The sequence below is a fragment of the Rhodococcus sp. WAY2 genome (genome assembly GCF_009859915.1).
Lineage (GTDB): Bacteria > Actinomycetota > Actinomycetes > Mycobacteriales > Mycobacteriaceae > Rhodococcus_F > Rhodococcus_F oxybenzonivorans.
In genome coordinates this window covers 2,080,716-2,106,928 of sequence record NZ_CP046572.1, presented here as the reverse complement: position 1 = coordinate 2,106,928, position 26,213 = coordinate 2,080,716, and the positions used below count along the sequence as shown (strand labels likewise).

Sequence of the window (26,213 nt, the reverse complement as noted above, 5' to 3'; positions counted from 1 at the left end):
TGTGCTGTCCACTTTGCCTGGTTTCGGTTCACAGCGTCGGTTGCAGCGACTGCAGGCTGCCCACGGGCACGTGGATCCAGCCCTCGCGACGGGCGATCCTGCGGTCCGCGTCGTCGGGCATCTCCGTGCGTCCCACGGCCGCCGCGCGCGCGATCACAGCGGACAGGACGGCGTCGAGGGCGTCGTCCGAGGTGCGGCAGAGTGGTTCGTGCGCCCCGAGGTCCATCCACGGCGCCGAGGTGAGAAGGGTGTCGACCAACTCCCCCAGGGTCACCCGATTCGCGGACCGCTTGTAGCCGCGCGACAGCAGTCCCCACCGCCGCAGGGCAGCGGCGGGATACACCTCCACGGCCCGGCCTTCGACGCGGTCGACGTCGGCGCCGAGGTCGCCTAGTTCGGCGAGAATTCCGGCGCAGCGCAGTGCCACGTGCGCGATGAGGTCAGCGGAGACACTGAGCGGTGCGATGCCGGTGGCAGCCTGGACGACGAGGTCGGTCCGACGTTTCGTCAGGGGTCGCCGGCCGGCGCGGTGTGACAGTTCTTCGGTGGCCGCCATCCGGCCGGCATGATGTGCGGACACCATGTGCACGAAGGCGTCGGGCCAGCCGAAAGGTGCATCGATTCCCGCCCGGTCGCTGTCGAGGATTGCGGCGGTGATGGCGTCGTTGCGTACGCCCAGGATCACCGATTCGACGCGGGCCTCGCCTTCCGACCACTCGACGACTGCCATGGCCGTCCTGTTCGGTTCGGCGGCGAGATCGACGCCCACGGTGCGCATCGCCCCAGGCTAGCCGTCCCAGCCGACGCGGGCTCGAGTGGTTTCTGGGTGTGCCGGGTGCCGGAAGTCGATACTGTCGTATGGATCCGCGCACGAACTTCGCCGGAGAAGGGATGCCACACATGTCCAGTTTCCCGGGCTTGGCCCACATCGCGATCACGGTCTCCGACCTGCCGACCAGCACCGCTTGGTACAGCGCGTTGTTCGATTCGGCACCTGTCCTCGACGAGGACGAGGAGTCGGGCGCCTTCCATCACACCGTGTTCGCTCTGGACGGTGGGATGCTGTTCGGGTTACACGCGCACACCGGCGGCAGTTCCGGGAGCACATTCGACGAACGACAGGTGGGGCTCGACCACGTGGCGTTCCAGTGTTCCGATCTGGTGGTGTGGCGGGATCGGCTGGACGCCCTCGGCATCGAGCACGGAGGCATCAAGACCGCCCACTACGGATCGGGTATCTCGTTCCGCGATCCCGACAACATCGCGCTGGAATTCTTCGCACCGGCGTAGCTCCGGTCGGGGCGCGGACGCGCGAAAATGCTCTGCAACGGCCGTTCGGACGGGGACGATCATGACGCCACTGCAACGCTATATCGCCGAGGAGATCGCGGTCGACCATGCCGACGGCCTCCTCACCCGACGGGAAGCCCTGCGAAGACTGGGCCTGATAGGCCTCGGTGTGGCTGCCGCCACCTCACTCCTCGCCGCCTGCACCAACGACCCAGGCACGACCACGGCGAGCACCGCGTCCAGTGAGGCATCCCCACCACCCGGTGCGGTAGGCGCCGTCGCCACAGAATCGGTGACGCTACCGGGACCCGATGGACGAACCCTCCAAGGAGCCTGGGCGGCGGCGGCCTCGCCCCGCGGAGCAGTACTCGTCATCCATGAGAACAAAGGGCTCACCGACCATATTCGTTCGGTGGCAGGTCGATTCGCAGGGGAAGGGTAATCTGCTCTCGCTGTCGACTTGTTGTCGGAAGAGGGCGGCACCGCGTCCTTCACGGATCCCGCTCAGGCCACGGCGACACTGGCGAAGGTGCCGCCGGAACGCTTCGTCGCGGACATGAAGGCCGGCGTCGACGAACTCGAACGACGGGTGCCGAACAAGAAAACGGCCGCGGTCGGGTTCTGCTTCGGCGGTGGAATGGTGTGGCTACTTCTGGCCTCCGGTGAACCCCGACTGGCCGCCGCCGTCCCGTTCTACGGACCCCTGCCGGAGAACGCGAATTTTTCGAGTTCCCGGGCCGCGGTGCTGGCCATCTATGCGGAGCACGATGCCCGGGTGAACGCGAGCCGGGACGCCGCAGCCGCCGCATTGGCTCGTGCCGCACTGCCCCACGAGGTCGTCACGATTCCGGGTGCCGACCACGCCTTCTTCAACGACACCGGGCAACGCTACAACCCCGCGGCGGCGAGCGAAGCTTACGACCGGGTACTCGACTGGTTCGACGAATACGTGCGGTGAGGCGGGCGCATCAACAGCGCGGCCACCAAGAAGCAGAGCGCGCCCACGAACGTTCCGAGATCTGCAGCCACCGGATCGGCCGGCATGTCCGTTCCAGGCAATATGAAGGAGCCGACGGCCGACACGCCGAACGCCACCGACCCGATCATGTTCAGCCAGGTGCTCCGCCAGTTGCGAGCATGGGGATCCCACAATTTGTCGGTTTCGGTGGTGGCCACTACCGCCAGGCCACTGGCAACGAGGAAGGCGGTCGACCCGAACAGGTCCGGCCGCCACTGCCACGCTTCGTCCTGTTCGACCGTCAGGCCGTGGACGAGTGCCACCCCCGTGCTGAGGTTGAACAGAAGTGTGCCGGCGAACTGGATCAGCGCCGCCCACCAGTCGTAGCGCTCGACGCGTAAGAATTCGGCACCGGGCACCGGTCGCCCACTGAGTCGGAGCTGGATGTACGCGGCGGCCGTGAAGAACAGCGATCCGACGAAATACGTTGCATTGTCGACCTCCCGGCCGACGGCGTCCGCGTACACCTGCAGTGCCCCGAGCGCGAACAACACCGACCCGATCGCGAAACCCCACGATTCCCGGCGCATGACCGGTTCTCGACGTCGGAAGGTTCCGGCCTCACCCTGCGGCACGGTTGCCACACTTGCTCCGCATGCACCGGACCTTAGTCGAATGCCGAGTGCCTGGGATATGGTCACCATCGTGACGACCGACCGAGCGCGGGTCGACCTGCGAACGAGGGTCGAGGCGGACGACGTCGCTGCGCGTGGCAACGCACTGCGGGCATCCGTGCCGTCCAGGGCGCACGACCACCCCGCCGCCGGGGCAGACCGGCCCGGCGTGCTCGAGTTCGTCGACGCCACCAACGAGGGCAGGCTGACTTCTCTGCTGCCGCTGCGGATCGGGCGGATGATCGCCTCCCCTTTCTCGTTCTTCCGAGGCGCTGCCGGTCTCATGGCAGCCGACCTCGCCGGTTCACCGGTCACCGGGTTGACGGCGCAACTGTGCGGCGACGCGCACGCCGCCAATTTCGGCCTGTACGGGACACCGGACGGACAGATCGTGATGGACATCAACGACTTCGACGAGACGCTCCCGGGTCCGTGGGAGTGGGACCTCAAACGTCTCGCCGCGAGCCTGGTCCTCGCCGGACGCGAGGGCAGTGTTCCCGAGCGCGGCTGCATCGAGGCCGCCGAGGATGCCGTCACCTCGTATCGGCGCACCATTCGTGAGCTCGCCGAACAGCCATTCCTGCAGTCGTGGAACGCTCTCCCCGACAAGTCGGCGCTCGAACGGGCGAAAGCAGACGACTTGCTCGACGACTTCGACAAGGCCGCGCAGAAGGCCCGCCGCAACACCAGCGAAAAGGTGGCGGCCAAATGGACCGAGCAACTCGACGACCACGAGACCGGGACACGGCGACGGCGATTCGTGGAGAACCCGCCGGTTCTCACACGTGTCGAACAGGCCACTGCCGATGCCGTGATCGACGGACTCGAACTGTATGTGGAATCACTGCGCGAGTCGCGCCGCAACCTGATCAGCCGGTTCGCGGTCTCCGATGTCGCCTTCCGGATCGTCGGAACAGGCAGTGTGGGATTGCGCAGCTACATCGCCCTGCTGCAGGGCAACCGGGACGAGGCGCTCGTCCTGCAGCTCAAGCAGGCTCGGCCGTCGGCGCTGTCGCCGTACCTGCCTGTCAGCACGCCGAAACACGAAGGCAAGCGGATCGTGCACGGCGCCCGGCTGGTGCAGGCGGAGTCGGATATTCTCCTGGGCTGGACCACAATCGACGGCCTTCCCTACATCGTGCGGCAGTTCCGGAACCTCAAAGGTGACATCGATCCCACCGGTCTCGCGCAGGACCATCTCGACGACTACGGCCGCCTGGCCGGCGCCCTCCTCGCACGTGCACACACCCGCTCGCTCGATCCGCGGCTACTCGCCGGCTACTTCGTCGGCGACGAAGAACTGGACGAAGCGATCGGGCGGTACGCCGTCCGCTACGCCGATCGAACGGAAGCCGACCACGCGGTACTGGTCGACGCGGTGCACTCGGGACGGATCGCCGCCGAACAAGCCTGAGCTTGTGCGCCGTCGTCGCTCACGGGTCGGCTGATATTCGCGTGCAGCGCAGAGTGTGGTGTGCCAGTGTCGGGGCATGACGACCACCACCGGCGGGATCACGATCAGGACGGCGACGGAGCAGGATTGGCCGAAGATCGTGCTGCTCAACGAAATCTGTTTCGCGACGCCGCAGACGCCGGAGCTCACGGCCTTCTGGAAAGGACTGGTGGGCGCCGACCGTCCTGTCATCGCACTGGACGGTGCTGCCGTGGTGGGCGCCACCATGGACATTCCGATGACGGTCACGGTGCCCGGTGGTGTCGGCGTCCCGGCGGCCGGGATCACCGCGGTGACCGTTGCCCCCACACATCGCCGGCGGGGCATCCTTCGCGCGCTCTACACAGAACAACACGCGCGTCTCCGGCGGGCGGGCGTGCCGTTGTCGATTCTGACCGCCAGCGAGGGCGGGATCTACGGCCGGTTCGGGTATGGTCCAGCCACTGTCGAATCCACGGTCGGCGTCGATCGCCGGTTCGCCGCACTGCATCCGAAAGTCCCCGATCCCGGTGGTGTGCGCATGGTCCGCCCCGTCGAGGCGCGTCCGTCGATCACCGATATTTACGACCGGTGGCAGCGACGTACACCCGGTGCCCAGGTACGCCCGGACAACGTGTGGGACCGAATTTTCGCCGACCCGGAGAACGAGCGCGGCGGCGGTACGAGTCTGTTCGGACTGCTCCACGACGACGGGTACGTCCTCTACCGCTGCGTCTCCGGAGAGCACGGGACGACCGCGCGCGTCCAGGAGTTCCGCTCGGTCACCGACGACAGCCATATCGCCCTGTGGCGGACCCTGCTCGGACTGGACCTCATCCGGCGGATCGAGGCCTCCGTCGTTCCCGACGATCCGCTGCCGTACCTGTTAACCGACAGCAGGCTGGCCCGTACGACCTCCCGTCACGACGAATTGTGGGTACGGATCATGGACGTTCCCGCCGCGCTGGAGGCTCGGGTATACCGGTGCGATCTCGACGTCGTGATGCAGGTCGACGATGGCTTCCTCGATGCCGGCGGCCGATTCGCGTTGCGCGTGCGGGACGGCCGCGCGGTGTGCACCCGCACCGAAGCGGACCCGCAGGTGGTGCTCGCCCTGGACGTGCTGGGCAGCCTGTACCTCGGTGCGCACCGCGCACGCGCGTTCGCCGCAGCGAACAGGTTGTGGGCCGTCGACTCGTCAACCCTCGACGCCCTGGACCGCGCCTTCGGTTCCGAATACTCCGCGCAGATGGGCTGGGGGTTCTAGACCCGTTCGCCTGCGCACTGTTCCGGTGAGCGGACGCAACGCGGTCAGTTCTTCCGCTGAGCGGTCACACCCATGGTGGGTGCGTCCGTGGCCAAGTGTGATATCGAACACGCACTTCTCACCCCACGCACTTCCATCTAATGGAGGGCGGGTGCGGTCACCGACACACTGCACGGCGCAATCCCGAACAGGGACCGTGTGGGTACCCGAGAGGACCCCGATGATAGATCCTGCTACCACGTCCATCGACTTGCCCGGAGAACCACCGAACTGGTCGCCGCGGCTACTTTTCTCCCTGGCCTCGATCATGCTGCTGCTGGAGATTCTCGCGGTCAGCTACATCATGATTTCGATGGCGGTTCCGGCGATTTCCCAGCACTACCACACTACGCAGGGCGCGTGGTTGCTCACCTCGTTCCTGCTGGTCGGAGCCGTCACCGGGCCCCTCCTCGGCAAATCGGCCGACGTGTACGGAAAGCGCAAGATTCTGCTGGCGTGCACGTTCATTGCCGCACTCGGATCGTTCGTCTCCGCGGTCGCACCCAGCTACGCGGTCTTGATCGTGGGCCGGTCGCTGTCCGGCGTGCTGATTCCCTGCATCTTCCTGAGCTACTCCTTGATCAGGGACATCTTCCCGCCGAAAACCGTCGCCCTGTCGGTCAGTGTCGCCACCAGCGGCATGGGCCTCATCGCCATCCCGGCACCGTTTCTCACCGGCTGGTTCCTCGACAATCACGGCTTCCGCAGCATCTTCTGGTTCTTCGTCGTCGGACTCGGCGTCGTCGGTGTGCTCATCCTGCTCAGCACGGACGAATCACCGGTACGTCTGCAGTCGAGAATGGACGTCCTCGGTGCGGTCCTCCTCGGCGGCGGCATCGCGGGCATTCTGATCGCGGTCAGCTTCGGACCGATCTGGGGTTGGTCGAACTCGTCGACGCTCGCCTTCCTCGCCGGCGGCGTCGCATTGGTAGCGGCCTGGCTCGTCTCCGCCCGGATCGTGCGGGGACCCCTCGTCGACCTCGACGTCCTCCGCAGGCGGCCGATCCTGCTGACGTCGATGGGCTCCGGGCTCGCGTACGGCTGCAGCGCGCTGTTCACCATCCTGCTCCCGATGATGGCCATGACTCCCGCGATTTTGGGGTTGGGTTACGGGTTCGGGGTCAGCGCCGAAGGATTCGCGATCTTTCAGGTTCCGTTGGGGGGCATGGTGGTGGTCGGCGGCATCGTCGTCGGCATCTTGGTCGGCAAGAACGTCCGACCCCGACTGTTGATGATCGTGGGCATGTTGTTCATGTCGGCCGGATTCCTGCTCACCGCCCAGCTGCACGACTCCAAAGCGCTGCTTCTGATTTTCGCCGGCCTGACCGGCACAGGCATGGGGCTGGCCTACGCAGCGGTGCCGAACCTGCTGATCGAGGCCGTTCCGCCGCAACTGCAGGCCACAACGGCGAGCATCGTGAGCGTGACACAGAGCATCGTCGCCGCGGTCCTGCCGGTGGTCGCGTTCACGGTGATGAACAACTCGTACATCGCCCCGATCCCGCCGGAGGTGACGCAGGGCGCAATCCTGTACACCGACAGGGGATTCCAGGTCGCGTTCCTGATCGGCGCCGTCGCGGCCGCCGTGGGAGCGATCCTCGCCGCGCTGATTCCCCGCAGGATCGCTCAGGTCGACGCTCCCCCGGCAGTGATCGTCCACGAGAGCGAGCCAGTGCTGAATCGCTGATCACAACCCCGTAGTACGCCGGGCGAATGTACCTTCGGACGCACTGGTCGCGTCGAACGGTACATTCGCCCGGAGTTCACCACGGGGATACCGTGGAGACGTGCTTCCCGTCATCGACCTCGCCGACCTGGACACCCCCGCCGGGCGTGAGCGGCTGCGGGAGGTCACCCATCACGTCGGGTTCTTCTACCTCGACGGTCACGGCGTCGATCGCAGCCTCCTCGACGGGGTGTTCTCGGTTGCCCGGGAGTTCTTCGCGCTGCCCGAAGAGTCGAAGATGTCGATCGCCATGATCGACAGTCCCCATTTCCGCGGCTACAACCGGGTGGGCGGGGAACTGACCAACGGCGAGATCGACTGGCGTGAACAGATCGACATCGGACCGGAACGGGACCCGGTTCCGAACGCGACCGACTACCTGCGGTTGCAGGGCCCGAACCAGTGGCCCGCAGCACTACCAGCACTGAAGTCCACAATCGAGCAGTTCGACGCGGCACTGGCCGAGGTCGGGATGCGTCTGCTCCGACACTGGGCAGCCTCCCTCGACGCCGATCCGGGCATCTTCGACGACGCCTTCGCTCACGCCCCGGCCACGCTCATCAAAGTAGTGCGGTACCCGGCACGGCCGAGCGACGATCACACCGGTGAGCAGGGTGTGGGCGCCCACAAGGACTCGGGCGTCCTCACCCTCCTACTCCTCGAGCCCGGCTCGACGGGACTGCAGGTGGAGAGTGAGGACGGCAGCTGGATCGACGCTCCGGCGCGCGCGGGCTCATTCCTGGTCAACATCGGCGAACTACTCGAGGTGGCGACGGGTGGATATCTGCGGGCCACCCGACACCGGGTACTCACACCGGCGGGGGCACCGGAGCGGCTGTCGGTGCCGTACTTCCTCAATCCCGCACTCGACGCGACAGTTCCGACGATTACCCTGCCCCCGCACCTGGCGTCGCGAGCCCGCGGAGTCGAACGGGACCCCGCCAACCCGTTGTACCGCACATACGGCGAGAACGCGTGGAAGAGCCGGACCCGCGCGCACCCCGATGTTTTCCGCCGGTGGTATCCGAAAGAGGCGGGGTGCAAACTGGACTGATGGCGGCGGAGCAGACAGAACGCGAAGACAAATACGACGTGAGCCTCGACTTCGTCGTACCGGCTCTTGGAGACCTGGTTCCCGACCAAGGCCGGGAAGACATCGACACCATCCGGCTCGACAGTGTCTACTTCGACACCGCCGACCGTGACCTTCTCCGTCACCATCTGACGCTTCGCCGCCGCTCGGGGGACGACGACCTCGGATGGCAGCTCAAGGTGCCCGCCGGCGACGCCCGCACCGAGGTCCGGCTTCCGCCGACCGGCGACGAGTCCGTCCCGGACGAGCTGGCGAACGCGGTGTCGGGTGTGGCGCTCGGCAAACCTCTCCTGCGAGTGGCTTCGCTCTCGACCGTCCGGCGGCGCCACCGTGTAGTCGACTCCTCAGGTAATTCGCTGGCCGAACTGGCGGACGATTCGGTGCGCGCCACCGCAACCGCCCACAACGGTGGAGCCATTGCCAGTCAGTGGCGCGAAGTCGAGGTGGAACTCGGGGAGCACGGCCAGGAGCGACTGCTGCGCGACATCGGTGGCCGCCTCGTTCGGAGCGGGGCGCACACGTCGTCGTACGCGTCGAAACTGGCGCGCGCGCTGGCACTCGAGCCGCACCGCGCGGACGACGATTCCGAGAACCCGGCACGGCGAGCACTCACCGACTATCTCGGCACCCAGATCGACGAAATCGTTGCGGGTGATGTGTGGCTGCGCCGCGGACTCGATCCGATACACGCCACCCGCGTGGCCATTCGCCGGTTCCGCAGCACTCTCCGCGTGTTCAAGGATCTGGTCGACCCGGATGCTCGGTCGAGGCTCGAGGACGAACTCGTCTGGTACGCGGGGCTACTCGGCGACGTGCGCGATCGTCAGGTGCAACGGCACCGGCTCGGGGAATTGGTCGCCGGCCTGCCCGTCGAGCTGGTCATGGGTCCCGTCGCCGCACGAATCGAACAGGACCTGCTGGGGGAACAGCAGCGTTGCCTGACCGTCGTCATGTCCGCTCTCGACGACGCACGCTACCGCGATCTTCTCGTGACGCTCGCGCAATGGCGTACGGCCCCACCCTTGACCATCGAACCCGGCGCCGGTCCGAAAGTGATCGCGAAGGCTGTCAAAAGGGCGGGGCGCAAGGCACGGAAACGACTCACTGCCGCTGTGGCCGATTCCGACGCGACGGAGTTGCACCGCGCCCGGAAAGCGGCCAAACGCGCCAGGTACGCGGCCGAGCTGGCCACACCACTGCTCGGCGGAAAAGCGGAGAAGAAGGTGTCCGAGTTCAAGCACGTCCAGAAGGTGCTCGGTGAGCACCAGGACAGCGTCCTCGCCGCCGACAACCTTCGCGCTCTCGGAGCGCGCGCCGGAGTTACTGAGGGCGAGAACGGTTTTACCTTCGGCCTGCTGTACGCACTCGAACTCGAGAATGCCAGGCAAGCCCGCGCGGACGCCGCCCATCTCGTGAAGTGATCGAGTCGGCGAGTACAGTCGCTTCGGTGTTGTTCCTGACTTCTCGACGCTACGTCGACCTCCGGCTGCAGGCGAGCGCCATCTGTCCGCGCCCGCTCTGACGGACCCTTCCCACACCTCTCAGGAACCTTCCCCGCCGCATCCCGCCTTACCCGGCATCGGCTGACGGCTTCATGCGAAAGGCACACCCATGCCCAGTTCCGCGCTGTCCACGCGCGCCGAGAACACCTCTCGGCGCCTACCGAAATGGGCCGGCTCGTTCGGCCCGCAGATCGTCGCCGGCCTCGTCGTCGGCGTCATCCTCGGGCTTGTCGCCCGTACACTCCCCGCGGCCGCCGACGGCAACGAGAACTGGCTCGTCGGCACCGTCCACACCATCGGCACGAGCTACGTCAAACTCCTCACCGTTGCGGTCATCCCGCTGGTGTTCACGGCCATCGTCAGTTCGATCGCCAACTTACGGGAAGTGGCCAACGCCGCCCGGCTGGCGGTGCAGACCCTTCTGTGGTTCGCGATCACCGCATTCATCGCGGTGGTCATCGGAATTGTCGTCGGGCTTCTCACACAGCCCGGTGCCCATACGACGGTGTCCGGCGAAGGCAAGGAGCCGGTGACCACCGGATCGTGGTGGGCGTTCGTCACCGGCTTGGTGCCCAGCAACTTCCTGGGCCTGGGCGCGAAAACGACTGTCACCGAAGGCGTCGCGAGCACGTCACTGAGCTTCAACGTCCTGCAACTGCTGGTCGTGGCCGCCGCCATCGGTATCGCCGCGCTGAAGGTCGGGGCCAAGGCGGAGCCGTTCCTGCAGTTCAATGCCTCGCTGCTGGCGATCGTGCAGAAGGTGCTGTGGTGGATCATCCGCCTTGCTCCGATCGGCACCGCCGCACTGATCGCCAATGCGGTGGCCACCTACGGCTGGGATGCCATCGGCTCGCTCGGCTGGTTCACCGCAGCCGTCTACATCGGGCTGGCGCTGGTGTTTCTCGTCGTCTACCCGGTGCTGATCCGCGCGCACGGGCTGTCGGTGCGTGCCTTCTACTCCGGCGTGTGGCCCGCCACCCAGCTCGGGTTCGTCTCCCGGTCGTCGATCGGCACACTCCCCCTCACCGAGCGCGTCACCGAACGCAATCTCGGCGTTCCCCGGGAGTACGCGTCGTTCGCGGTCCCCCTGGGAGCGACCACCAAGATGGACGGCTGCGCCGCCGTGTACCCCGCCATCGCCGCGATCTTCGTCGCCGAGTTCTACGGAGTGCCGCTGTCCGTCACCGACTATCTGCTGATCGTGGTGGTGTCGGTAATCGGGTCGGCGGCCACCGCAGGCACCACCGGTGCCACGGTCATGCTGACGCTGACCCTGTCGACGCTGGGACTGCCCCTCGCCGGAGTGGGCCTCCTGCTCGCCGTCGAACCGATCGTCGACATGGGCCGCACCGCGGTGAACGTCACCGGTCAAGCACTCGTCCCGACGATCGTCGCCAAGCGTGAAGGCATCCTCGACGAGGCTCGGTACAACGCCGAACGGACCGGCGACCCGTTCCAGGACGACGACGCGGTCGCAGCGTCGTAGCCAAACGCTCGACGAGAGCCTTCCCCACGTGGAAGGCTCTCGTCATGGCCGACCTCGACGCGATCAAACGACGGATCGTCATGCAATTCCAGCGGCACGTCGCCAACCCGCTCTCCACGCGACTGTCGAGCCAGACGCTCCTCGAGACCACCGGCCGCGTCAGCGGACAGCCCCGCGTCACGCCCATCGGTGGCCGACGACAGGGCACCGAATTCTGGCTGGTGTCCGAGTTCGGTGAGCGTTCTCATTACATCCGCAACATTCGCGCGAACAACGCGGTGCGGCTGCGACTGCACGGCACCTGGCACACCGGCACCGCGACGCTACTACCCGACGACGACGCCGTCGCCCGGCTGGCGCAGCTCCCGCGGCTCAACAGCGCGGCGGTCCGGGCGGTCGGCACCGACCTCCTGACCGTGCGGATCGATCTCACCGACTGAGATGCCCTCACATCCGCCCACGGAATAGTCATCCGCACCCGCAGAAGCGTCGGCACCCGACCAATGTCCCTGCATCTACGAGTCGGCCCAGCGTCCTGGCCAGGTGTGACATTCGCAACTAGGCGTTCTGCCCGCACGTCGGGAGCGGATTTGCGAGCGCTCGGCGGCTGGGAAACGAGCCGCTTGCAGTAGGGACTTAGCCTCCGCTAATCTGCGGTTTCGCGTGGACTCGTCAGGGTCCGCACCACAGACAACGACGTCTGCCTCACCGGCGTATCGGTTCGGGGCCGGTTCTCCGCCGTGATCCTCTCGCCGACGCCACCCGTGTGCTGCTGCACGGACCCCATTTCGGCGAGTATCGCGAGGAGACAGTCGGTTGAAGACGAGTGCCAGTGAGTTCGGCCTGTACGACAAGACGCTCGACAAGAGCAGCTGCGGCGTGGGCTTCATCACCCGCAAGGATGGCGTGCAGACCCCGGAGATTCTCACCCTGGGCAACGAGGCCCTGTGTGCTGTTCCTCACCGTGGTGGCATGTCGGCCGAGGGCGTCGGCGACGGGGCCGGAATCTGTGTCGACCTCTCGGTGCCCTTCTTCCGCGCCCTCACCGGGCGGGGTGAGCTGGAATCCGGCCGCTTCGGTGTCGGCAACTTCTTCCTCCCCACCGACGTCGCGTTCCACGCCGACGCCGAGGCCGTCATCGAGCAGGCACTCGCCGCGCAGGGCTTCGAGGTGCTGCTCGAACGTGACGTCCCCGTCGACGCCACCGTCCTGCGTCCGGCCGCGATCAAGTACCAGCTGCCCATTCGGCAGTGGGTGTTCACCGCTCCCGAGGCGTGTACGGATGGGGTCGAGTTCGACCGCCGCATCCACGACGCCCTGCTCGCCATCGAGGCCGTCGCCTACACCCAGCCCGACCTCGCCGGGATGTACCCGCTCTCGCTCAGCGCCCGCACCCAGGTGCTCAAGGGTCGCCTCAATTCGCACGAAGTGATCCCGTACTTCTGCGACCTGGTCGATCCGGCGCACGCCGTTCACACCCTGTTCTTCCATACCCGGTTCTCCACGAACACCGACCCGCACCCGACGATGGCGCAGCCGTTCCGGCTCATGGCGCACAACGGCGAACTCAACACCGACAAGAAGAACCGCCTCTCCGAGACGGCCGTGGCCCGTGCCCGGAACCGGGAGATCGTGCGTCCGCACGGCCAGTCGGACAGCTGCCGTCTCGATCAGACGCTGCAGAGCCGGGTCGTCGAGGACGGCCTCGACCTCGTCACCGCCGTGGTGTCGATGATGCCCCCGGCATGGGAAAACGACACGAACCTCTCCCCCGAGGTGCGGGCGATGCTCGAGTACTTCTCTCTCTACGAGGAGAAGAACGACGGCCCGGCCGCGGTCATCTTCGGGAACGGCACCGTCGTCGGAGCGCGTCTCGACCGGCTGGGACTGCGTCCGCTGCGCAGCGTGGAAACAGACGACTACCTGTGCGTCACCTCGGAGGCCGGGCAGATCGACTTCGACCCCGAGACGGTGCGTCACCGCGGCCGCATCGAAGCGGGCGGCATGCTGTACTTCGACCACAGGGAGGGCCGCGCGTACTCCTCCGACGAGGCGCTCGAGTTGCTGGCCGCACGGCACGACTACCGCGCCCTCGTCGCCGAGGCGCGCCGCACGATCGACGCCCTGCCCGAGGTGGAGGCCGAGCCCGGCCCACTGCGTTACAACGGCGACCTGGAACGCCATCAGCGGTACGTCGCGTACTCGCACAACCAGGAAAGCTTCAAGTTCATGATGGACCCGATGCTGGCTTCGGGTCAGGAGAAAATCTCCGCGATGGGCTACGGAAACGCCATCAACGCACTGTCCGATCAGGAAGGCGGTGTGGCCAAGTACTTTTCGCAGCGGTTCGCGCAGGTCACCAACCCGTCACTGGACAGCATCCGGGAGTCGGACGGCATGACTCTGCGAGTCGCGCTGGGCGCCAAGCTGCACAGTGGTGCGGAATCTGCCCCGCAGATCGTGGTGCCGTCGCCGATCCTCACTCACCTGGACATGCTGCGGATCCGCAAGCAGACCGACACACCGGTGCAGCGTTTCCCGATGCTCTACAGCCCTGTTCCCGGCGACGCCGCTGCCAACGCGGCCGCGCTGGAGGCGGCGGTGGACGGGTTGTGCGACGAGGTGGAGGCGTTCGCCCGGGAGCGCGGCGGCATCGCCATCCTCACGGACCGGCACGTCGCCACGGACCGCGCCGCCCTGCCGATGATCATCGCGATCTCGGCCGTCAATCAGCGGCTGATCGAGGCGGGCCTGCGCCTGCGGGTGTCGGTGGTGGCCGAGAGCGGGCAGATTTCGTCCTCGCACCACGTCGCCGCTGCCCTGGGGTTCGGCGCCGCCGCGATCTACCCCCTCGCCGTCCGGTTGCGGGCCGAGGAGAAGTTCGCGGACAACGCGGACGAGGCGTTCACCCGCTTCGCCAAGGCGGCCGAGAAGTCGTTGATGAAGACGATGGGCCGGGTGGGTCTGTGCACCGCCGAAAGCTACATCGGCGGCGAGTTCTTCGAACCCAACTACCTCGACACCGACGACCCGGTTCTGCGCCGCTTCTTCGCGAACGTCAAGACGCCCGTGGGCGGCGTGGGATTCGCCGTGATCGCCCAGGCCGTCGCCGACTGGCACGCGAGGGCTGCGACCGTCAACGGGGAAAAGGACGTCCCCCTGCTCGGACTCTTCAAGGAACGCGCCGAAGGTGCCGGGCACTCGTACGGCACGGCTGCCGTACGCGGTTTCGTCGACCTCACCGAGGAGCCGATCGCCTTCGACACCGCCGGCACCCAGGACCACACCGAGTCCTTGCGCCTGCTTCCCCTGAACCGGCTCGAGGACGCGTTCGGTCTCGACGACGACGCCTACCGCAACGCCGGCTTCCAGAAGCTCACCCCCGAGGCGATCGACGGGTTCGAGATCACCCCCGGCTACCGGGCATTCGTCCGGACCATGGCCGAGGAGCGCACCCGCCGCCCCGCCGCGCTGCGGGACGTCCTCGACCTGCCCGCCGACGTCACCTTCCTCACCACCGCGCAGGAGTTCCGCCGGCAGATGGGCCGGTTCTCCCGTAAGGGCAATAACAGCTTCGCGGTCCGTGGGCTCGCCTCCGAGCAGGTCGGGGACGACGAGTTCCGCCTGCGGCTCACCGGCCCGCACGCCGGCGACCCCACCGTGCTTGCCGCACTGGGCGAGTCACTGGTCCTGCGGTTCGGCGACCTGTGCGAGCATCGGATCGACGGTGATGCCCTGGTGGTACGGGCGTCCGGAGAGGCGCTGCGATGCCTGGCCCTGCTGCGCACCGCACCCCCCAGCATCCCGCTCGCCACGGTCCAGAAGGCCAGTGAGATCACGCCGTTCCTCACCTCCGGGGCCATGAGCCACGGCGCGCTGAACTCCAATGCGCACGAGGCTGTCGCGCACGGCACCAACATGGTCGGCGGAATGTCGAACAGCGGTGAGGGCGGCGAGCACATCTCTCGCTACGGCACCATCCGCGGTTCGCGGATCAAGCAGTTCGCTTCGGGCCGGTTCGGCGTGTGGGCCGGCTACCTGGCCGATCCCATGCTTGAAGAGCTGGAGATCAAGATCGCGCAGGGCGCCAAGCCCGGTGAGGGCGGGCAGCTTCCCGCCCCCAAGGTGACCGTCGAGATCGCGGCCGCGCGCGGCGGGACCCCCGGCGTCGAGCTGGTCTCGCCGCCCCCGCACCACGACACCTACTCGATCGAGGATTTAGCTCAGCTGATCCACGACTGCAAGGCCGCGCGGGTCCGCGTGATCGTCAAGCTGGTGTCGTCGGAGGGCATCGGGACCATTGCGGTCGGTGTCGCGAAGGCGGGCGCAGATGTCATCAACGTCGCCGGCAACACCGGCGGCACCGGCGCCGCTGCGGTCACCAGCCTCAAGTACGCCGGGCGTTCCGCCGAGATCGGCGTGGCCGAGGTTCACCAGGCGCTGTGCGCCAACGGCTTACGGCAGAAGGTGCTGCTCCGGTGTTCCGGCGCACACCAGACGGCGAGCGACGTGGTGAAGTCTGCGCTCCTCGGGGCCGACAGCTTCGAGTTCGGGACCACCGCGCTGATGATGCTCAAGTGCGTCATGGCCAAGAACTGCAACGTCAAGTGCCCCGCCGGCCTCACCACCAACCCGGAACTGTTCGACGGTGACCCGCGGGCGATGGCGCAGTACCTGCTCAACATCGCCCACGAGACGCGGGAGGTGCTCGCCGAACTGGGCATGACCTCGCTGCGAGAGGCTCGCGGCCGGTCCGACCTTCTGCACCTGCTCGATCACCCGTCGAGCGTCGGCCAGCTCGACCTGCGGGCGATGCTCGCTGTAGTCGACGAGGTCACGATCGGCGATCCGGTATACCTCGAGAAGGACTACACGCTCGACGACGGCTGGCTCGTCCAGTTGCGGGCGGCCCTGGTCGAGCACGGCGAGCGCACCGTCGAACTCGGTGACGATGTACGACTGAGCAACCGCAACAAGAGCGTCGGCGCACAGTTGGCCGTCGACATCGAGCGCATGCTCAATCACGAACTGACCGAACAGGATCTGCCGGCGGTGCTGCGCGACGAGCGCGGTCGCGGCTACCTGCGCGAGGGCAGTGTCCGGATCGCCACCTCCGGGTCTGCCGGCCTCTCCTACGGTGCGTTCAGCAACGACGGAATGTCTCTGGTCCACACCGGCACCGCCAACGACGGTGTCGGCAAGGGGGCGTGTGGCGGCAGCATCGTCGTCCGCTCCCCCGGCGGTGGGTCGACCGCAGCCGGCGGCAATGTCCTGATCGGCAACTTCGCGTTGTTCGGGGCCACCGGCGGACGCCTGTTCGTCGAGGGTCAGGCCGGTGACCGCTTCGCCGTCCGCAACTCGGGCGCCACCGCAGTGGTGGAGGGCGTGGGCGACTTCGCCTGCGAGTACATGACCAACGGCGCGGTGCTCAACCTCGGCGGGTTCGGCAAGGGTGTCGGCAACGGCATGAGCGGTGGGTTCGTCTACCAGTACGACCCCGAGGGCAAGCTCGCCGGCAAGGCCAGCGCCGATTCCATCCTGCTCGGTTCGATCACCGGTGACGACGAGCACGCGGCACTGCACCACCAGGCTGTGCACCTGCTGCTCGGCTGGCACCTCGAGGCCACCGGGTCCGCGAAGGCGGCCTGGCTACTCGAGAACTGGGAGACCGAACAGCACCACTTCGTGTACGGCATGCCGCGTGCGCTGCTGCAGTACCAGGACAGCGACGAGATCCTGAAAGCCAAGTCGCGCAAGGACTTGGCCGACGAACTCGCGGCCGCGCTGGTGGCCCACCAGGTGCGAAAGTTCAAGCTGGACTACCGCGACGGACGCGCAGTTCTGGGCGGCGCCGTTCCCGGCTACGGCGAGGCCGACACCGAAGCCATGTTCGCGCTGCTCAACAACTACACGGTGCTCAATGCCGCGCAGGAAATGGCGCTGTCGAAGTTGCCGGGCGCCACCGACCCGTCCGATCCGGCGGTCGACAAGGCCGTGCGCAACCTGCTGCTCACCGAGGACTTCTTCTTGATGCAGCGACTGCAGCGGTACGCCCGCGAAGCCCTGAAGGATTACAGCGACGAGGACCTGGCGGTGATGGTGGCGGCCAAGCGCCTCGCCGACTACAAGGACGCCCTGCGCAAACGCAACGTCCGGTCCATCGACGCGCCCGGCACGTACGGCTGGATCCTGCACCAGGATGCGAAGAACGTCGACAAGATCGGCCGGCTGCCCGGCTTCGAGGAACTGTTCGCTCAGCACGCTCTGCCCGACCTGATCCCCACGAAGGACGCTGTTCCCTCATGAAAATGCCGTACATCCCCCAGGACGCGCCGTTCAGCGACGACCAGCGCGTGTGGCTCACCGGCTTCCTGGCCGGAATGAGCTCGCGTCTCGCGGTCGGCAGCAGCTCCGCCGCACCCGCCGCCGCCGGTGGGCAACTCCCCGCTGTCCACGTGCTGTACGGCAGCCAGACCGGCAATGCCGAGGGCGTCGCGGAAGATGCTGCCGCCGCGGCACGTTCGCACGGCTTCGCACCGGTGGTCAGTGCGCTCGACGACGTCGAGGTCGACGCCCTGGCGTCGATGCAGCGTGTTCTCGTCGTCACCTCCACCTACGGTGAGGGCGAGATGCCCGACAACGCGGAACTGTTCTGGCAGGCACTGTCGGCCGAGACCGCGCCCCGTCTCGAGGCCACGGACTTCGCGGTGCTCGCACTCGGCGACACCGGCTACGACGGGTACTGCCAGGCCGGCAAGATGATCGACACCCGGCTCGAGCAGCTCGGCGCCCGCCGCGTCACTCCGCGCGTCGACTGCGACGTCGACTACGAGGACGCCGCTGCCGTCTGGGTGGCGGAAACGTTGCCGTTGTTGGCGGCGGTCGAGGGCATTCGCGGGGAGTCGCCGGTCGCCGATGTCGCGGCCCCGGACGCGAAGCCCGCGCGCAAGCGTTCGCAGTGGAATCGCAAGAACCCCTATGTGTCCACGCTGGCCGTCAATCGGAGACTGTCGGGTGACGCCTCCGCGAAGGAGATCCGGCACTACGAGTTCGCGCTCGCCGACAGCGGTCTCGAGTACGAGGCCGGCGACGCCCTGGGTGTGATGCCGGTCAACGATCCGCAGCTCGTGGACGCTCTGGTGTCGCGGCTCGGCATTCCCGCCGACGCCGCCGTCACCGGCAAGGAACGCCCGTTCAGCGATCTGCTGATGCACAGCTACGAAATCTCCACGCCGTCCCACGAGTTCCTCGACGAAATCGAGAAGCGGGCCGGAAACGACGAACTGACTCACGTTCTCCGGCACGGCGACAAGGAGGCGCTCGACGCGTGGCTGTGGGGTAAGGACGTCCTCGATCTGCTCCTCCTCGCTCCCGCGCTGTCGATGACCGCCGACGAGTTCGTGGGCGTGCTCAAGCCGTTGCAGCACCGCGCGTACTCCATCTCGTCGAGTCCCCTCGCCGACCCGGGCAGCGTGCACCTCACCGTGGCCAGCGTCCGGCACACCTCCGCGGGGCGCGACCGCGGCGGTGTGTGCTCGACGTACCTGGCCGACCGCGTCGCCGAGGGCGGTACCAGTGGAATCTTCGTGTCGAAGAACAAGTCGTTCCGCGTGCCCGCCGACGACCACGCGCCGATGATCATGGTGGGGCCCGGAACCGGGATCGCACCGTTCCGCGCGTTTCTGCAGGAACGCCGGGCGCGGGGCGCGGCAGGGCGCAACTGGCTGTTCTTCGGCGACCAGCACCGCGCGTCCGACTACATCTACGAGGACGAGATCGGCGCCATGAGCGACAGCGGTCTACTCACCCGCCTGGACCTGGCCTTCTCCCGCGACCAGGCCGAGAAGGTGTATGTCCAGAACCGGATGCTCGAGAACGGCAAGGACCTCTTCGCCTGGCTCGAGGACGGCGGCCACTTCTACGTGTGTGGCGACGCCACCCGCATGGCGAAGGACGTCGACCGCGCGCTACACAAGGTGATCGCCACCCACGGCGGTCTCTCGGCCGAGGACGCGTCGGAGTACGTCAACAAGCTCAAGAAGGACAAGCGCTACCTACGCGACGTGTACTGAGCACGGCCGCACCGACTTACGAGGAGAAGCAAGAACCATGGCAGTGGTGATTCTGTACGGTAGCGAGGGCGGTACCGCCGAATTGGTTGCCGATCATCTCGCCGACGTGCTCGGCACCTACGACGACACGTCCCTGTACGACATGATGGAGTACGACGCCGGTGATCTCGACCCGGAGAACTTCCACGTCATCGTGTGCTCCACCTACGGTGAGGGCGAATTGCCCACCGGCGCTGAACCTTTCTTCGAGGGACTCGACGAGGACGAACCGAACCTGAACGGATTGCGCTTCGCGCTCTTCGGCCTCGGCGACAAGGTCTACGAAGACACCTACAACCGGGGCGGCGAGATCCTCGCCGAGAAGCTCGTCTCCCTCGGCGCCGTCCAGGTGGGCGAACACGGCCGACACGACGGCTCGAGCAGCATCCGCCCCAAGGACCAGGCCGAGGAATGGGCCAAGATCATCGGCGAGGAATTTTTGGCATAGCCGCCTCACGCCGGGAGTCGGGACTGGATGCTGCGCACCCACTCTCGGCTTCCGGTGAGGTAGCGGTCCCGCGCCGACGCGAACAGGCGAACACTGTCGGAGCCGGGCCAGTCGTCGGGCAACATTCCGGCAGGCAGTCCCGGGTCGATGTACGGGATGATCCGCCATTCGTCGAGCAGCGGAGCGAAACGAACGAAGGCCTCGCGCGGTGAAACCTCCTCTGTCGTCGACAGAGCGGCGCGGTGACGGGTCAGGAAGTCCCGGTGGCGAGCAGCAATGCCGTCGAGATCCCACCACCTCGCTGCCGCATCCGCTTGCGAGTCGGGCACGAACATCGACGTCGACACGAAGGTAGTCACATACGCGGACAGACCCAGCGCGTCGACGATGTCCCCCACCTCCTCCGCAAGATATTCGGGGGCAATCCACAGACCCGGTGACACCGTTCCGCACCCGATCCACCCGAGCCGCCTGCGCAACTGGTGTCGCGCGGCCCGTTGCGTTTCGGGAATGGTGAACGAGATCAGACGCCAGGGGTCGCCTTCCGCCATCTGACGGAAGCCGAAGATGCGCGGATCGCCGCGGCGGAACATCGCCTCCGCCTGCTCGGTCACCTCGTACCCGTTCCGCCCGTCGCAGACGCGGGCCCGCAGCACCCCCTTCTTCTTCAAGCGGGTCACCGCGATGCGCGTCGATTCGGACGGGATGCCCACAGCCTGCATCAATCCGACGAAGTCGGCGATCGCCACCCACCCGCCGAGGTCGCGCACGTACGCGCCGAGGACGGTTCGGATCAGCGACGTCGCGCTGCCGGGTCGCGAATCGAAGTCGTCGAGGATCGCGCTTGCCGGTTCAGGCGGTGAGTTCATCACGGATCGCCAGTACTCCGGCGCACACCTCGGAGAAGCTCGTGCTCAGAGGGCTGAGGCCGAGACGCAACCCGTAGGGGGCACGAAAGTCGGGGATGACGCCCTTGCACCACAGCTTCTCGATGACGGCCTCGAACCGCGGGTGATCGATGATGACGTGACCACCCCGCTCGGCAGGATCCTCCGGCGATCCGATCTCCACGCCCAGCGGAAACAGCAACGTTCGCACGAGCTCGAGCGCGTACTCCGTCAGGGTCACCGACTTGGCCCGGATGGCCGCCATACCGACCTCGTCGATCAGTGCGAGAGTGTCCTGCATCGCGAGCATGCCGAGGACCGACGGCGTTCCGCTGATCACCCGACGGATGCCGGGGGCCGGTTCGTAGCCCTGGGCCATCGCGAACGGGTTGTCGCGACCCATCCAACCCCAGATCGGCTGAACAAATTTCCCCTGGTGCTCGGCTCGGACGTACGCGAACGCGGGTGACCCGGGCCCGCCGTTGAGGTACTTGTAGGTACACCCGACCGCCAGATCCACACCCCAGCTGTCGAGCTCGAGTGGAACCGACCCCACCGAGTGACACAGGTCGAGCAGCAGTAGTGCGCCCGCCTCATGAGTCACGCACGCGGCCCCGGCGGCGTCCACCAGGTAACCCGAGCGGTATGCGACATGGCTGAGAACGACGAGCGCCGTGTGTTCCGACACGACGGATTCCAGGTCGTCGACGCTGACGCCACCGCGCCGATCCGACTCGATCCACCGCAACGTGAGCCCGAGTTCTCCGGCAATGGACTCCAGCACGTACCGGTCCGTCGGGAAGTTGTCGCGGTCCACGACGATCTCGGTGCGCCCCGGCCGCAACGCGAGGGCGCCGCGGGCAAGCTTGTACAGCAGGACCGTCGTCGAATCACCGATGGTCGTCTGCCCACGGGCCGCTCCGAGCGCAACCCGCGCGAGGGTGTCGCCGATGGTGATCGGGAGTTCGAACCACTCCTCGTCCCAGCCGCGAATCAGCCGGCCACCCCAGGCCCCGGTGACGAAGGAGTTGATCCGCTCGGCACTCGCCCGGGTGGGCCGTCCGAGCGAGTTGCCGTCGAGGTACGCCACCACCGCAGGATCATCGGCGCCGATGAACAGGTCGCGGTAGGAACGCAGCGGGTCCGCGGCGTCGAGGTGCTCGGCGCGGGTGGTCAGCGCATCGGTGGACGTGGTCATCATCGTCCGATCTCGGTGCGCACGGCCAGCAGTTCCGGGAAGAATGTCAGCTCCAGTGCCTTCTGCAGAAATCCCACTCCGCTCGAACCTCCGGTCCCGGTTTTCATACCGATGGTGCGCAGCACCGTGCGCATGTGCCGGAAGCGCCACAGTTGGAAGTTCTCTTCGAGATCGACGAACTCCTCGAACGCCTCATAGACGGCCCAGTGGTCGTCGTGGTTCTCATAGACGAACTTGATCAGGGGCATCAAGTCCTCGTTGAGTGTGTAGGCGGCGGTCACATCGCGATTCAGCGCGGATGCCGGCACTTCGTACCCCCGCCGCGACAGGCACTGCCAGAACGCGTCGTAGAGACTGGGCTCGGTGAGGAGCCGCCCCAGCAGATCGTGGGCGGCAGGATCCGCTTCGAACACCTTCAGCATTCCCGCGTTCTTGTTGCCGAGCACGAACTCGACGGCGCGGTACTGGTACGACTGGAACCCGGACGAATTGCCGAGGAACCGGCGGAACTCGGAGTACTCCGTGGGCGTCAGCGTGGCGAGGACCGACCACTGTTCGGTCAGCGTCTTCTGGATGTGCTTCACGCGTGCCACACACTTGAGCGCCTTACCGATGTCGTCGTCGTCGAAAGAGGTGCGCGCCGCGAGGGTTTCGTGAAGGACGAGCTTCAGCCAGAGTTCGGTGGTCTGGTGCTGGATGATGAACAGCAGTTCGTCGTGGTGCTCCGGGCGACTCACCGGCTTCTGGGCGCTCAACAGGGTGTCGAGGTCCAGGTACGAGCCATAGCTCATGCACTCGCTGAAGTCGGTGACGATGTCTTTCTCGATGGCTCTGGTGTTGGCCTGCACGCCCATGACTGTCCTCACTGCTGGTGTTCGAGTACCGAGCCCTCGCCCTTCATATTACATAATCGTGGCGACCGCTAGGCAGATGTCATTATCGGAAAGTACGGTGGATCCGTGAATGCACCCACTCGCCGAGTCGATGTCGTCTTCGCCCCCGGGGTCGTGGCACACCGCGGAACCGTGGAAGAGCTCCTGCACCGGGCACTGAGTGCACGCGGGCTGACCGGCGAATTGACGTTCACCACGGACACCGCCGAGCTGGAGCGGGCCACGCTTTCGGCGGCGAGGCGAGGCGAGTTCATCGTCGTACCCGGTACCGGGAAATCCTTCACACCCCCGAAAGGCGGCGTGATCCGCGTCGACTTCGGTGGCTGCGACGCCGATCGCTCGGCGGGCGTCCGCGCCCACATTCGCGGCAGAGGACTCGACGGCCTGCGGTACGCCGTCGACAGCTGGTACCACCACCGCTTCCATCCCGGGACGCTGATCCGGTACGGAAGCCACCCGGATCAGCGCGCCGAACTCCGAATCCCGGACGGGAACGGCCCCTTCCCCGCCGTCGCACTCATCCACGGCGGGTTCTGGCGCACACGGTGGGAGTTCGACCTGATGGACGCCCTCGCGGTCGATCTGACCGCCCGCGGGTATGTCACGTGGAACGTCGAGTATCGACGGAACACCGAACATCGCTGGGCGGACATGTCGTCCGATGTCGCCGCCGCCGTTGCGGCCGTATCGACTCTTCCTGGTGTGGACCCGAGCCGCCTCGTCGTACTCGGCCACTCGGCCGGTGCTCAGCTCGCGCTTCGCGCCGCCGCCGATGCGCCAGCAGTTCCCCTCGCGCTCGCCGTCAGCCTCGCCGGTGTGCTCAACCTGCGACTTGCCGACAATCGCCACCTCGGCGACGGTGCCGTGGCGATGGCCGTCGGCAATCACTGGTCCGAGGACCGCGAGACGTACGAGGCGTCATCGCCGATCGACCGACTCCCCCTCGGCATCCCACAGGTGGTCGCCTGCGCCCTCGAGGACGAACCGGACATGCTGGAAATGAGCAGGGAGTACTCCGCGGCCGCCGCGGCGACCACCGATGACGTCGCCCTGATCGAGGGGCCGGGCGATCACTTCGCCGTCATCGATCCGACAAGCCGGATCTGGCACACCATCGCAGAGGCGATCGACGCACGGATGCTCCCCGGTGCGTAGAAGCCTCGCGCAGTCGATCCCACGGCGCCGCACCCACCCACGCACCGTCGATCCCACGGCGCCGCACCCACACACGCACCCCTTCTGCGCCCACGCACCCTTTTTCGGGCCCTAGAACGGGTGCGTCTACCGAGAAGGGGTGCGCGAGCCACTCGGCACGAATGTCATTCACTCGACCGACAACGAACCTCACTGACCTACACCGGTTTTCGCACTCCGCTATGCCGTGGCTAACATCCGACAAGACAGTGCGGTTCGGCTAGTCGGCCCCGCGTCCTGTCGCAGCCCACCCGCTATGAACGAGGAACCACCATGAATGCACGACGTGCAGCTCTCACCATCTTCGGATCTGCGGCCATTGCCCTGGCAGTTACGCCGACCGCGCAGGCGTCCACGGTTTTCGACTTCCTGCCGCCGGAGATTGCCGCACTGATCCCGAGCGGTTCGGCCGACGCCGTGAACCCGCTTCTGCCGCCCGCACCCGCCGCCCCGGCAGCACCGGCACCCGCACCGCAGGTGGCGCCGGCCCCGCAGGCCGCCCCCGCGCCCCAGCTGGCTCCCGCACCGCCCGCGCCGAGGACTGGGTACAAGAACTGCACCGAGGCTCGCAACGCCGGCGTGACGCCGATCTACCGCGGCCAGGACGGCTACGCGCCGCACCTCGACCGGGACAACGACGGCATCGCCTGCGAGTAGTCGCTTCCCCCACCACGCCCACACACGCACCCCTTCTGCGCCCACGCACCCGTTTTCGGGCCCTAGAACTGGTGCGTCAACCGAGAAGGGGTGCGCCTGTCTCTCACAACGCCTCGCAGCCTCACAACACCTCGCAGCCTCACAACGCCTCGCACGACGGACCGGTGTCACCATTCCTCGTGCGGGGCAGTGCGCTCCGCACTATGTTCGGCGGTGACGGTTGAGGTTTATCGGTGAGGGGGCGGTCCGGCATGAGCAGGACATATTTCGGAACTGTGGCGGTGGCGGTGGCCGCTGGTGTCGCGCTCACCTGCGGTGTGGGCGCTGCCTCCGCAGACACCCAGATCAACGGCTGCACGATCGTGGCCGACCCGACACCCGAGCATCGCACGACCTGCCCCGGCGCCGATCTGAGCAGGGCGAATCTCGCGGGCATGAATCTGAGTTTCGCCGACCTGTCGGGCGCAAACCTGACGTTCGCCAATCTCGCCGGCACAAACTTCACCGCAGCGAACCTGTCGTACGCGAATCTGAGCGACGCCAACCTCACGGACACGAATTTCACGGACTCGCAGCGCAACGCCATGGTCCTGTACCGCACCGGCATCGACATCTTCGGCCGAATCGTCGGTGACCTCGACATCACGACCGACCCGAATTGGTCCACCGACGCCCACGAGCGCGCGCTCGCCTCCGTCGTCCCGGTAACGCCTCCCGCTCCGTCCCCGTAGTCCCCGTCCGCGATCTCACGACCGGGCTGCGCACTGCGCATCCCGGCAACTCGCATGCCCCTGCCCCTTGACATTGGATACCTGCACTATCCACTATTGGATAGTATCGCTATCCAACCTCGGGAGGCATCCGATGTCGACGATCGAACCCGGCCGTTCCACCCACCACTACGACGGTGAGCTGGTGATCTTCCTGATCGGGATGACCATCAACCGACCGTGGCGCCCGGATTTGTGGCTGCCCGCCTTCCTCGCCATGCCGAGAATGTTGCGTGAACTGTCGCAGGACTCCGACTCGGGTTTGCTGGGTTACCGCCTGGTGATCGAGGGGCGCGGACCCACCTTGATCCAGTACTGGAGTTCGGCCGACAAGCTGTACGCCTACGCGAGCAACTCCGACGCCCGACACCGGCCTGCCTGGGCTGCCTTCTATCGACGGGCCCGCCGGGCGCCGGGAGCAGTGGGGGTGTGGCACGAAACCTATTCGGTCGATCGCGCGGAGTCGATCTATGTCGACGCTCCGGCGCTCGGGCTGGCGCGGTTCACCGCCCGCGTGCCCGTCACACCGGCAGGCAATCGGGCCCGCAATCGACTTGCCAGCACACCGTCCGCCCGCACCTAGCGGTG

General features: G+C 66.8%; 19 protein-coding genes and 2 pseudogenes. 16 read left to right on the top strand and 5 right to left on the bottom strand.

Features of this window, described 5'->3' with window-relative positions; genetic code table 11:
- Nucleotides 1-28: 28 nt before the first annotated feature.
- Nucleotides 29-778 carry a DUF429 domain-containing protein gene (locus tag GFS60_RS09815; RefSeq protein WP_159920808.1) on the bottom strand — a complete coding sequence of 250 codons (750 nt, stop codon included), beginning with the start codon at nucleotides 776-778 and terminating at the stop codon, nucleotides 29-31.
- A gap of 122 nt (nucleotides 779-900) precedes the next feature.
- Between GFS60_RS09815 and GFS60_RS09810 the strand changes: the two genes are divergently transcribed.
- Together GFS60_RS09810 and GFS60_RS09805 are read left to right on the top strand one after the other, a co-directional pair.
- Nucleotides 901-1,290 (top strand): VOC family protein, encoded by a 390-nt coding sequence (locus GFS60_RS09810; protein WP_159920806.1) that lies wholly within the window; start codon nucleotides 901-903, stop codon nucleotides 1,288-1,290.
- A 61-nt stretch (nucleotides 1,291-1,351) separates the two neighbouring features.
- Nucleotides 1,352-2,248: pseudogene (locus tag GFS60_RS09805) on the top strand (dienelactone hydrolase family protein).
- On the opposite strand, the gene GFS60_RS09800 reads toward GFS60_RS09805, so the two are convergent.
- Complete coding sequence (locus GFS60_RS09800) at nucleotides 2,206-2,838, bottom strand: hypothetical protein (RefSeq protein ID WP_159927024.1); 633 nt, start codon at nucleotides 2,836-2,838, stop codon at nucleotides 2,206-2,208. The pseudogene GFS60_RS09805 and the gene GFS60_RS09800 sit on opposite strands and share 43 nt — an antisense overlap.
- Before the next feature lie 115 nt (nucleotides 2,839-2,953).
- Between GFS60_RS09800 and GFS60_RS09795 the strand changes: the two genes are divergently transcribed.
- The 10 genes from GFS60_RS09795 (at nucleotide 2,954) to GFS60_RS09750 (ending at nucleotide 20,026) form a co-directional block, all read left to right on the top strand.
- Nucleotides 2,954-4,336 carry a DUF2252 domain-containing protein gene (locus tag GFS60_RS09795; RefSeq protein ID WP_159920804.1) on the top strand — a complete coding sequence of 461 codons (1,383 nt, stop codon included), beginning with the start codon at nucleotides 2,954-2,956 and terminating at the stop codon, nucleotides 4,334-4,336.
- A 76-nt stretch (nucleotides 4,337-4,412) separates the two neighbouring features.
- Entirely contained in the window at nucleotides 4,413-5,621 is a 1,209-nt protein-coding gene (locus tag GFS60_RS09790) for an enhanced intracellular survival protein Eis (protein WP_159920802.1), read from the top strand.
- A 220-nt stretch (nucleotides 5,622-5,841) separates the two neighbouring features.
- Nucleotides 5,842-7,347 carry an MFS transporter gene (locus tag GFS60_RS09785; RefSeq protein ID WP_159920800.1) on the top strand — a complete coding sequence of 502 codons (1,506 nt, stop codon included), beginning with the start codon at nucleotides 5,842-5,844 and terminating at the stop codon, nucleotides 7,345-7,347.
- Nucleotides 7,348-7,447: 100 nt separating this feature from the next.
- Nucleotides 7,448-8,440, top strand: coding sequence for an isopenicillin N synthase family dioxygenase (locus GFS60_RS09780; protein ID WP_159920798.1), 993 nt, complete (start codon nucleotides 7,448-7,450; stop codon nucleotides 8,438-8,440).
- Nucleotides 8,440-9,900 (top strand): CYTH and CHAD domain-containing protein, encoded by a 1,461-nt coding sequence (locus GFS60_RS09775; protein ID WP_159920796.1) that lies wholly within the window; start codon nucleotides 8,440-8,442, stop codon nucleotides 9,898-9,900. Before GFS60_RS09780 ends, GFS60_RS09775 begins: the two co-directional genes overlap by 1 nt.
- Before the next feature lie 190 nt (nucleotides 9,901-10,090).
- The gene (locus GFS60_RS09770; protein WP_159920794.1) at nucleotides 10,091-11,467 is read left to right on the top strand and encodes a dicarboxylate/amino acid:cation symporter; all 1,377 of its coding nucleotides are present in this window, start codon (nucleotides 10,091-10,093) and stop codon (nucleotides 11,465-11,467) included.
- Between the two features lie 44 nt (nucleotides 11,468-11,511).
- A complete protein-coding gene (locus tag GFS60_RS09765; protein WP_159920792.1) occupies nucleotides 11,512-11,907 on the top strand; it encodes a nitroreductase/quinone reductase family protein in 396 nt (131 codons plus the stop codon).
- Between the two features lie 376 nt (nucleotides 11,908-12,283).
- Nucleotides 12,284-17,773, top strand: coding sequence for a glutamate synthase-related protein (locus GFS60_RS09760; protein ID WP_159920790.1), 5,490 nt, complete (start codon nucleotides 12,284-12,286; stop codon nucleotides 17,771-17,773).
- Complete coding sequence (locus GFS60_RS09755; RefSeq protein WP_159920788.1) at nucleotides 17,770-19,539, top strand: sulfite reductase subunit alpha; 1,770 nt, start codon at nucleotides 17,770-17,772, stop codon at nucleotides 19,537-19,539. The genes GFS60_RS09760 and GFS60_RS09755 overlap by 4 nt, the downstream gene beginning before the upstream one ends.
- A 37-nt stretch (nucleotides 19,540-19,576) precedes the next feature.
- On the top strand, nucleotides 19,577-20,026 hold the full coding sequence (locus GFS60_RS09750) for a flavodoxin domain-containing protein (RefSeq protein ID WP_159920786.1): 450 nt from the start codon (nucleotides 19,577-19,579) through the stop codon (nucleotides 20,024-20,026).
- Nucleotides 20,027-20,031: 5 nt separating this feature from the next.
- Here the strand turns inward: GFS60_RS09750 and GFS60_RS09745 are convergent, their stop codons facing one another.
- Genes GFS60_RS09745 through GFS60_RS09735 form a run of 3 tightly spaced genes read right to left on the bottom strand, consistent with a single transcriptional unit; the run spans nucleotide 20,032 to nucleotide 22,965 of the window.
- Nucleotides 20,032-20,895: a PaaX family transcriptional regulator gene (locus tag GFS60_RS09745; protein WP_159920784.1), complete on the bottom strand. Its 864-nt coding sequence runs from the start codon at nucleotides 20,893-20,895 to the stop codon at nucleotides 20,032-20,034.
- Nucleotides 20,879-22,114: a kynureninase gene (locus GFS60_RS09740; RefSeq protein WP_442972182.1), complete on the bottom strand. Its 1,236-nt coding sequence runs from the start codon at nucleotides 22,112-22,114 to the stop codon at nucleotides 20,879-20,881. The genes GFS60_RS09745 and GFS60_RS09740 overlap by 17 nt, the downstream gene beginning before the upstream one ends.
- Complete coding sequence (locus tag GFS60_RS09735; protein WP_159920780.1) at nucleotides 22,111-22,965, bottom strand: tryptophan 2,3-dioxygenase; 855 nt, start codon at nucleotides 22,963-22,965, stop codon at nucleotides 22,111-22,113. Before GFS60_RS09735 ends, GFS60_RS09740 begins: the two co-directional genes overlap by 4 nt.
- Nucleotides 22,966-23,070: 105 nt before the next feature.
- On the opposite strand from GFS60_RS09735, the pseudogene GFS60_RS09730 reads away from it, so the two are divergent.
- The 4 genes and pseudogenes from GFS60_RS09730 to GFS60_RS09715 form a co-directional block, all read left to right on the top strand.
- Nucleotides 23,071-23,994: pseudogene (locus GFS60_RS09730) on the top strand (alpha/beta hydrolase family protein); the annotation flags it as partial.
- 477 nt (nucleotides 23,995-24,471) lie between these two features.
- Nucleotides 24,472-24,855 carry an excalibur calcium-binding domain-containing protein gene (locus GFS60_RS09725; protein ID WP_159920776.1) on the top strand — a complete coding sequence of 128 codons (384 nt, stop codon included), beginning with the start codon at nucleotides 24,472-24,474 and terminating at the stop codon, nucleotides 24,853-24,855.
- Between the two features lie 251 nt (nucleotides 24,856-25,106).
- The gene (locus GFS60_RS09720) at nucleotides 25,107-25,586 is read left to right on the top strand and encodes a pentapeptide repeat-containing protein (protein WP_159920774.1); all 480 of its coding nucleotides are present in this window, start codon (nucleotides 25,107-25,109) and stop codon (nucleotides 25,584-25,586) included.
- A gap of 133 nt (nucleotides 25,587-25,719) precedes the next feature.
- On the top strand, nucleotides 25,720-26,208 hold the full coding sequence (locus tag GFS60_RS09715) for a DUF4188 domain-containing protein (RefSeq protein ID WP_159920772.1): 489 nt from the start codon (nucleotides 25,720-25,722) through the stop codon (nucleotides 26,206-26,208).
- The last annotated feature ends 5 nt before the right edge of the window (nucleotides 26,209-26,213 follow it).

Bases quoted from the DNA above. Each gene is read 5' to 3' on its own strand.
- GFS60_RS09785 (WP_159920800.1), top strand. From the start codon at position 5,842: ATGATAGATCCTGCTACCACGTCCATCGACTTGCCCGGAGAACCACCG.
- GFS60_RS09735 (WP_159920780.1), bottom strand. From the start codon at position 22,965: ATGGGCGTGCAGGCCAACACCAGAGCCATCGAGAAAGACATCGTCACC.
- GFS60_RS09815 (WP_159920808.1), bottom strand. From the start codon at position 778: ATGCGCACCGTGGGCGTCGATCTCGCCGCCGAACCGAACAGGACGGCC.
- GFS60_RS09800 (WP_159927024.1), bottom strand. From the start codon at position 2,838: ATGCGCCGGGAATCGTGGGGTTTCGCGATCGGGTCGGTGTTGTTCGCG.
- GFS60_RS09790 (WP_159920802.1), top strand. From the start codon at position 4,413: ATGACGACCACCACCGGCGGGATCACGATCAGGACGGCGACGGAGCAG.
- GFS60_RS09765 (WP_159920792.1), top strand. From the start codon at position 11,512: ATGGCCGACCTCGACGCGATCAAACGACGGATCGTCATGCAATTCCAG.
- GFS60_RS09770 (WP_159920794.1), top strand. From the start codon at position 10,091: ATGCCCAGTTCCGCGCTGTCCACGCGCGCCGAGAACACCTCTCGGCGC.
- GFS60_RS09720 (WP_159920774.1), top strand. From the start codon at position 25,107: ATGAGCAGGACATATTTCGGAACTGTGGCGGTGGCGGTGGCCGCTGGT.
- GFS60_RS09745 (WP_159920784.1), bottom strand. From the start codon at position 20,895: ATGAACTCACCGCCTGAACCGGCAAGCGCGATCCTCGACGACTTCGAT.
- GFS60_RS09715 (WP_159920772.1), top strand. From the start codon at position 25,720: ATGTCGACGATCGAACCCGGCCGTTCCACCCACCACTACGACGGTGAG.
- GFS60_RS09810 (WP_159920806.1), top strand. From the start codon at position 901: ATGTCCAGTTTCCCGGGCTTGGCCCACATCGCGATCACGGTCTCCGAC.
- GFS60_RS09750 (WP_159920786.1), top strand. From the start codon at position 19,577: ATGGCAGTGGTGATTCTGTACGGTAGCGAGGGCGGTACCGCCGAATTG.
- GFS60_RS09775 (WP_159920796.1), top strand. From the start codon at position 8,440: ATGGCGGCGGAGCAGACAGAACGCGAAGACAAATACGACGTGAGCCTC.
- GFS60_RS09755 (WP_159920788.1), top strand. From the start codon at position 17,770: ATGAAAATGCCGTACATCCCCCAGGACGCGCCGTTCAGCGACGACCAG.
- GFS60_RS09740 (WP_442972182.1), bottom strand. From the start codon at position 22,114: ATGATGACCACGTCCACCGATGCGCTGACCACCCGCGCCGAGCACCTC.
- GFS60_RS09725 (WP_159920776.1), top strand. From the start codon at position 24,472: ATGAATGCACGACGTGCAGCTCTCACCATCTTCGGATCTGCGGCCATT.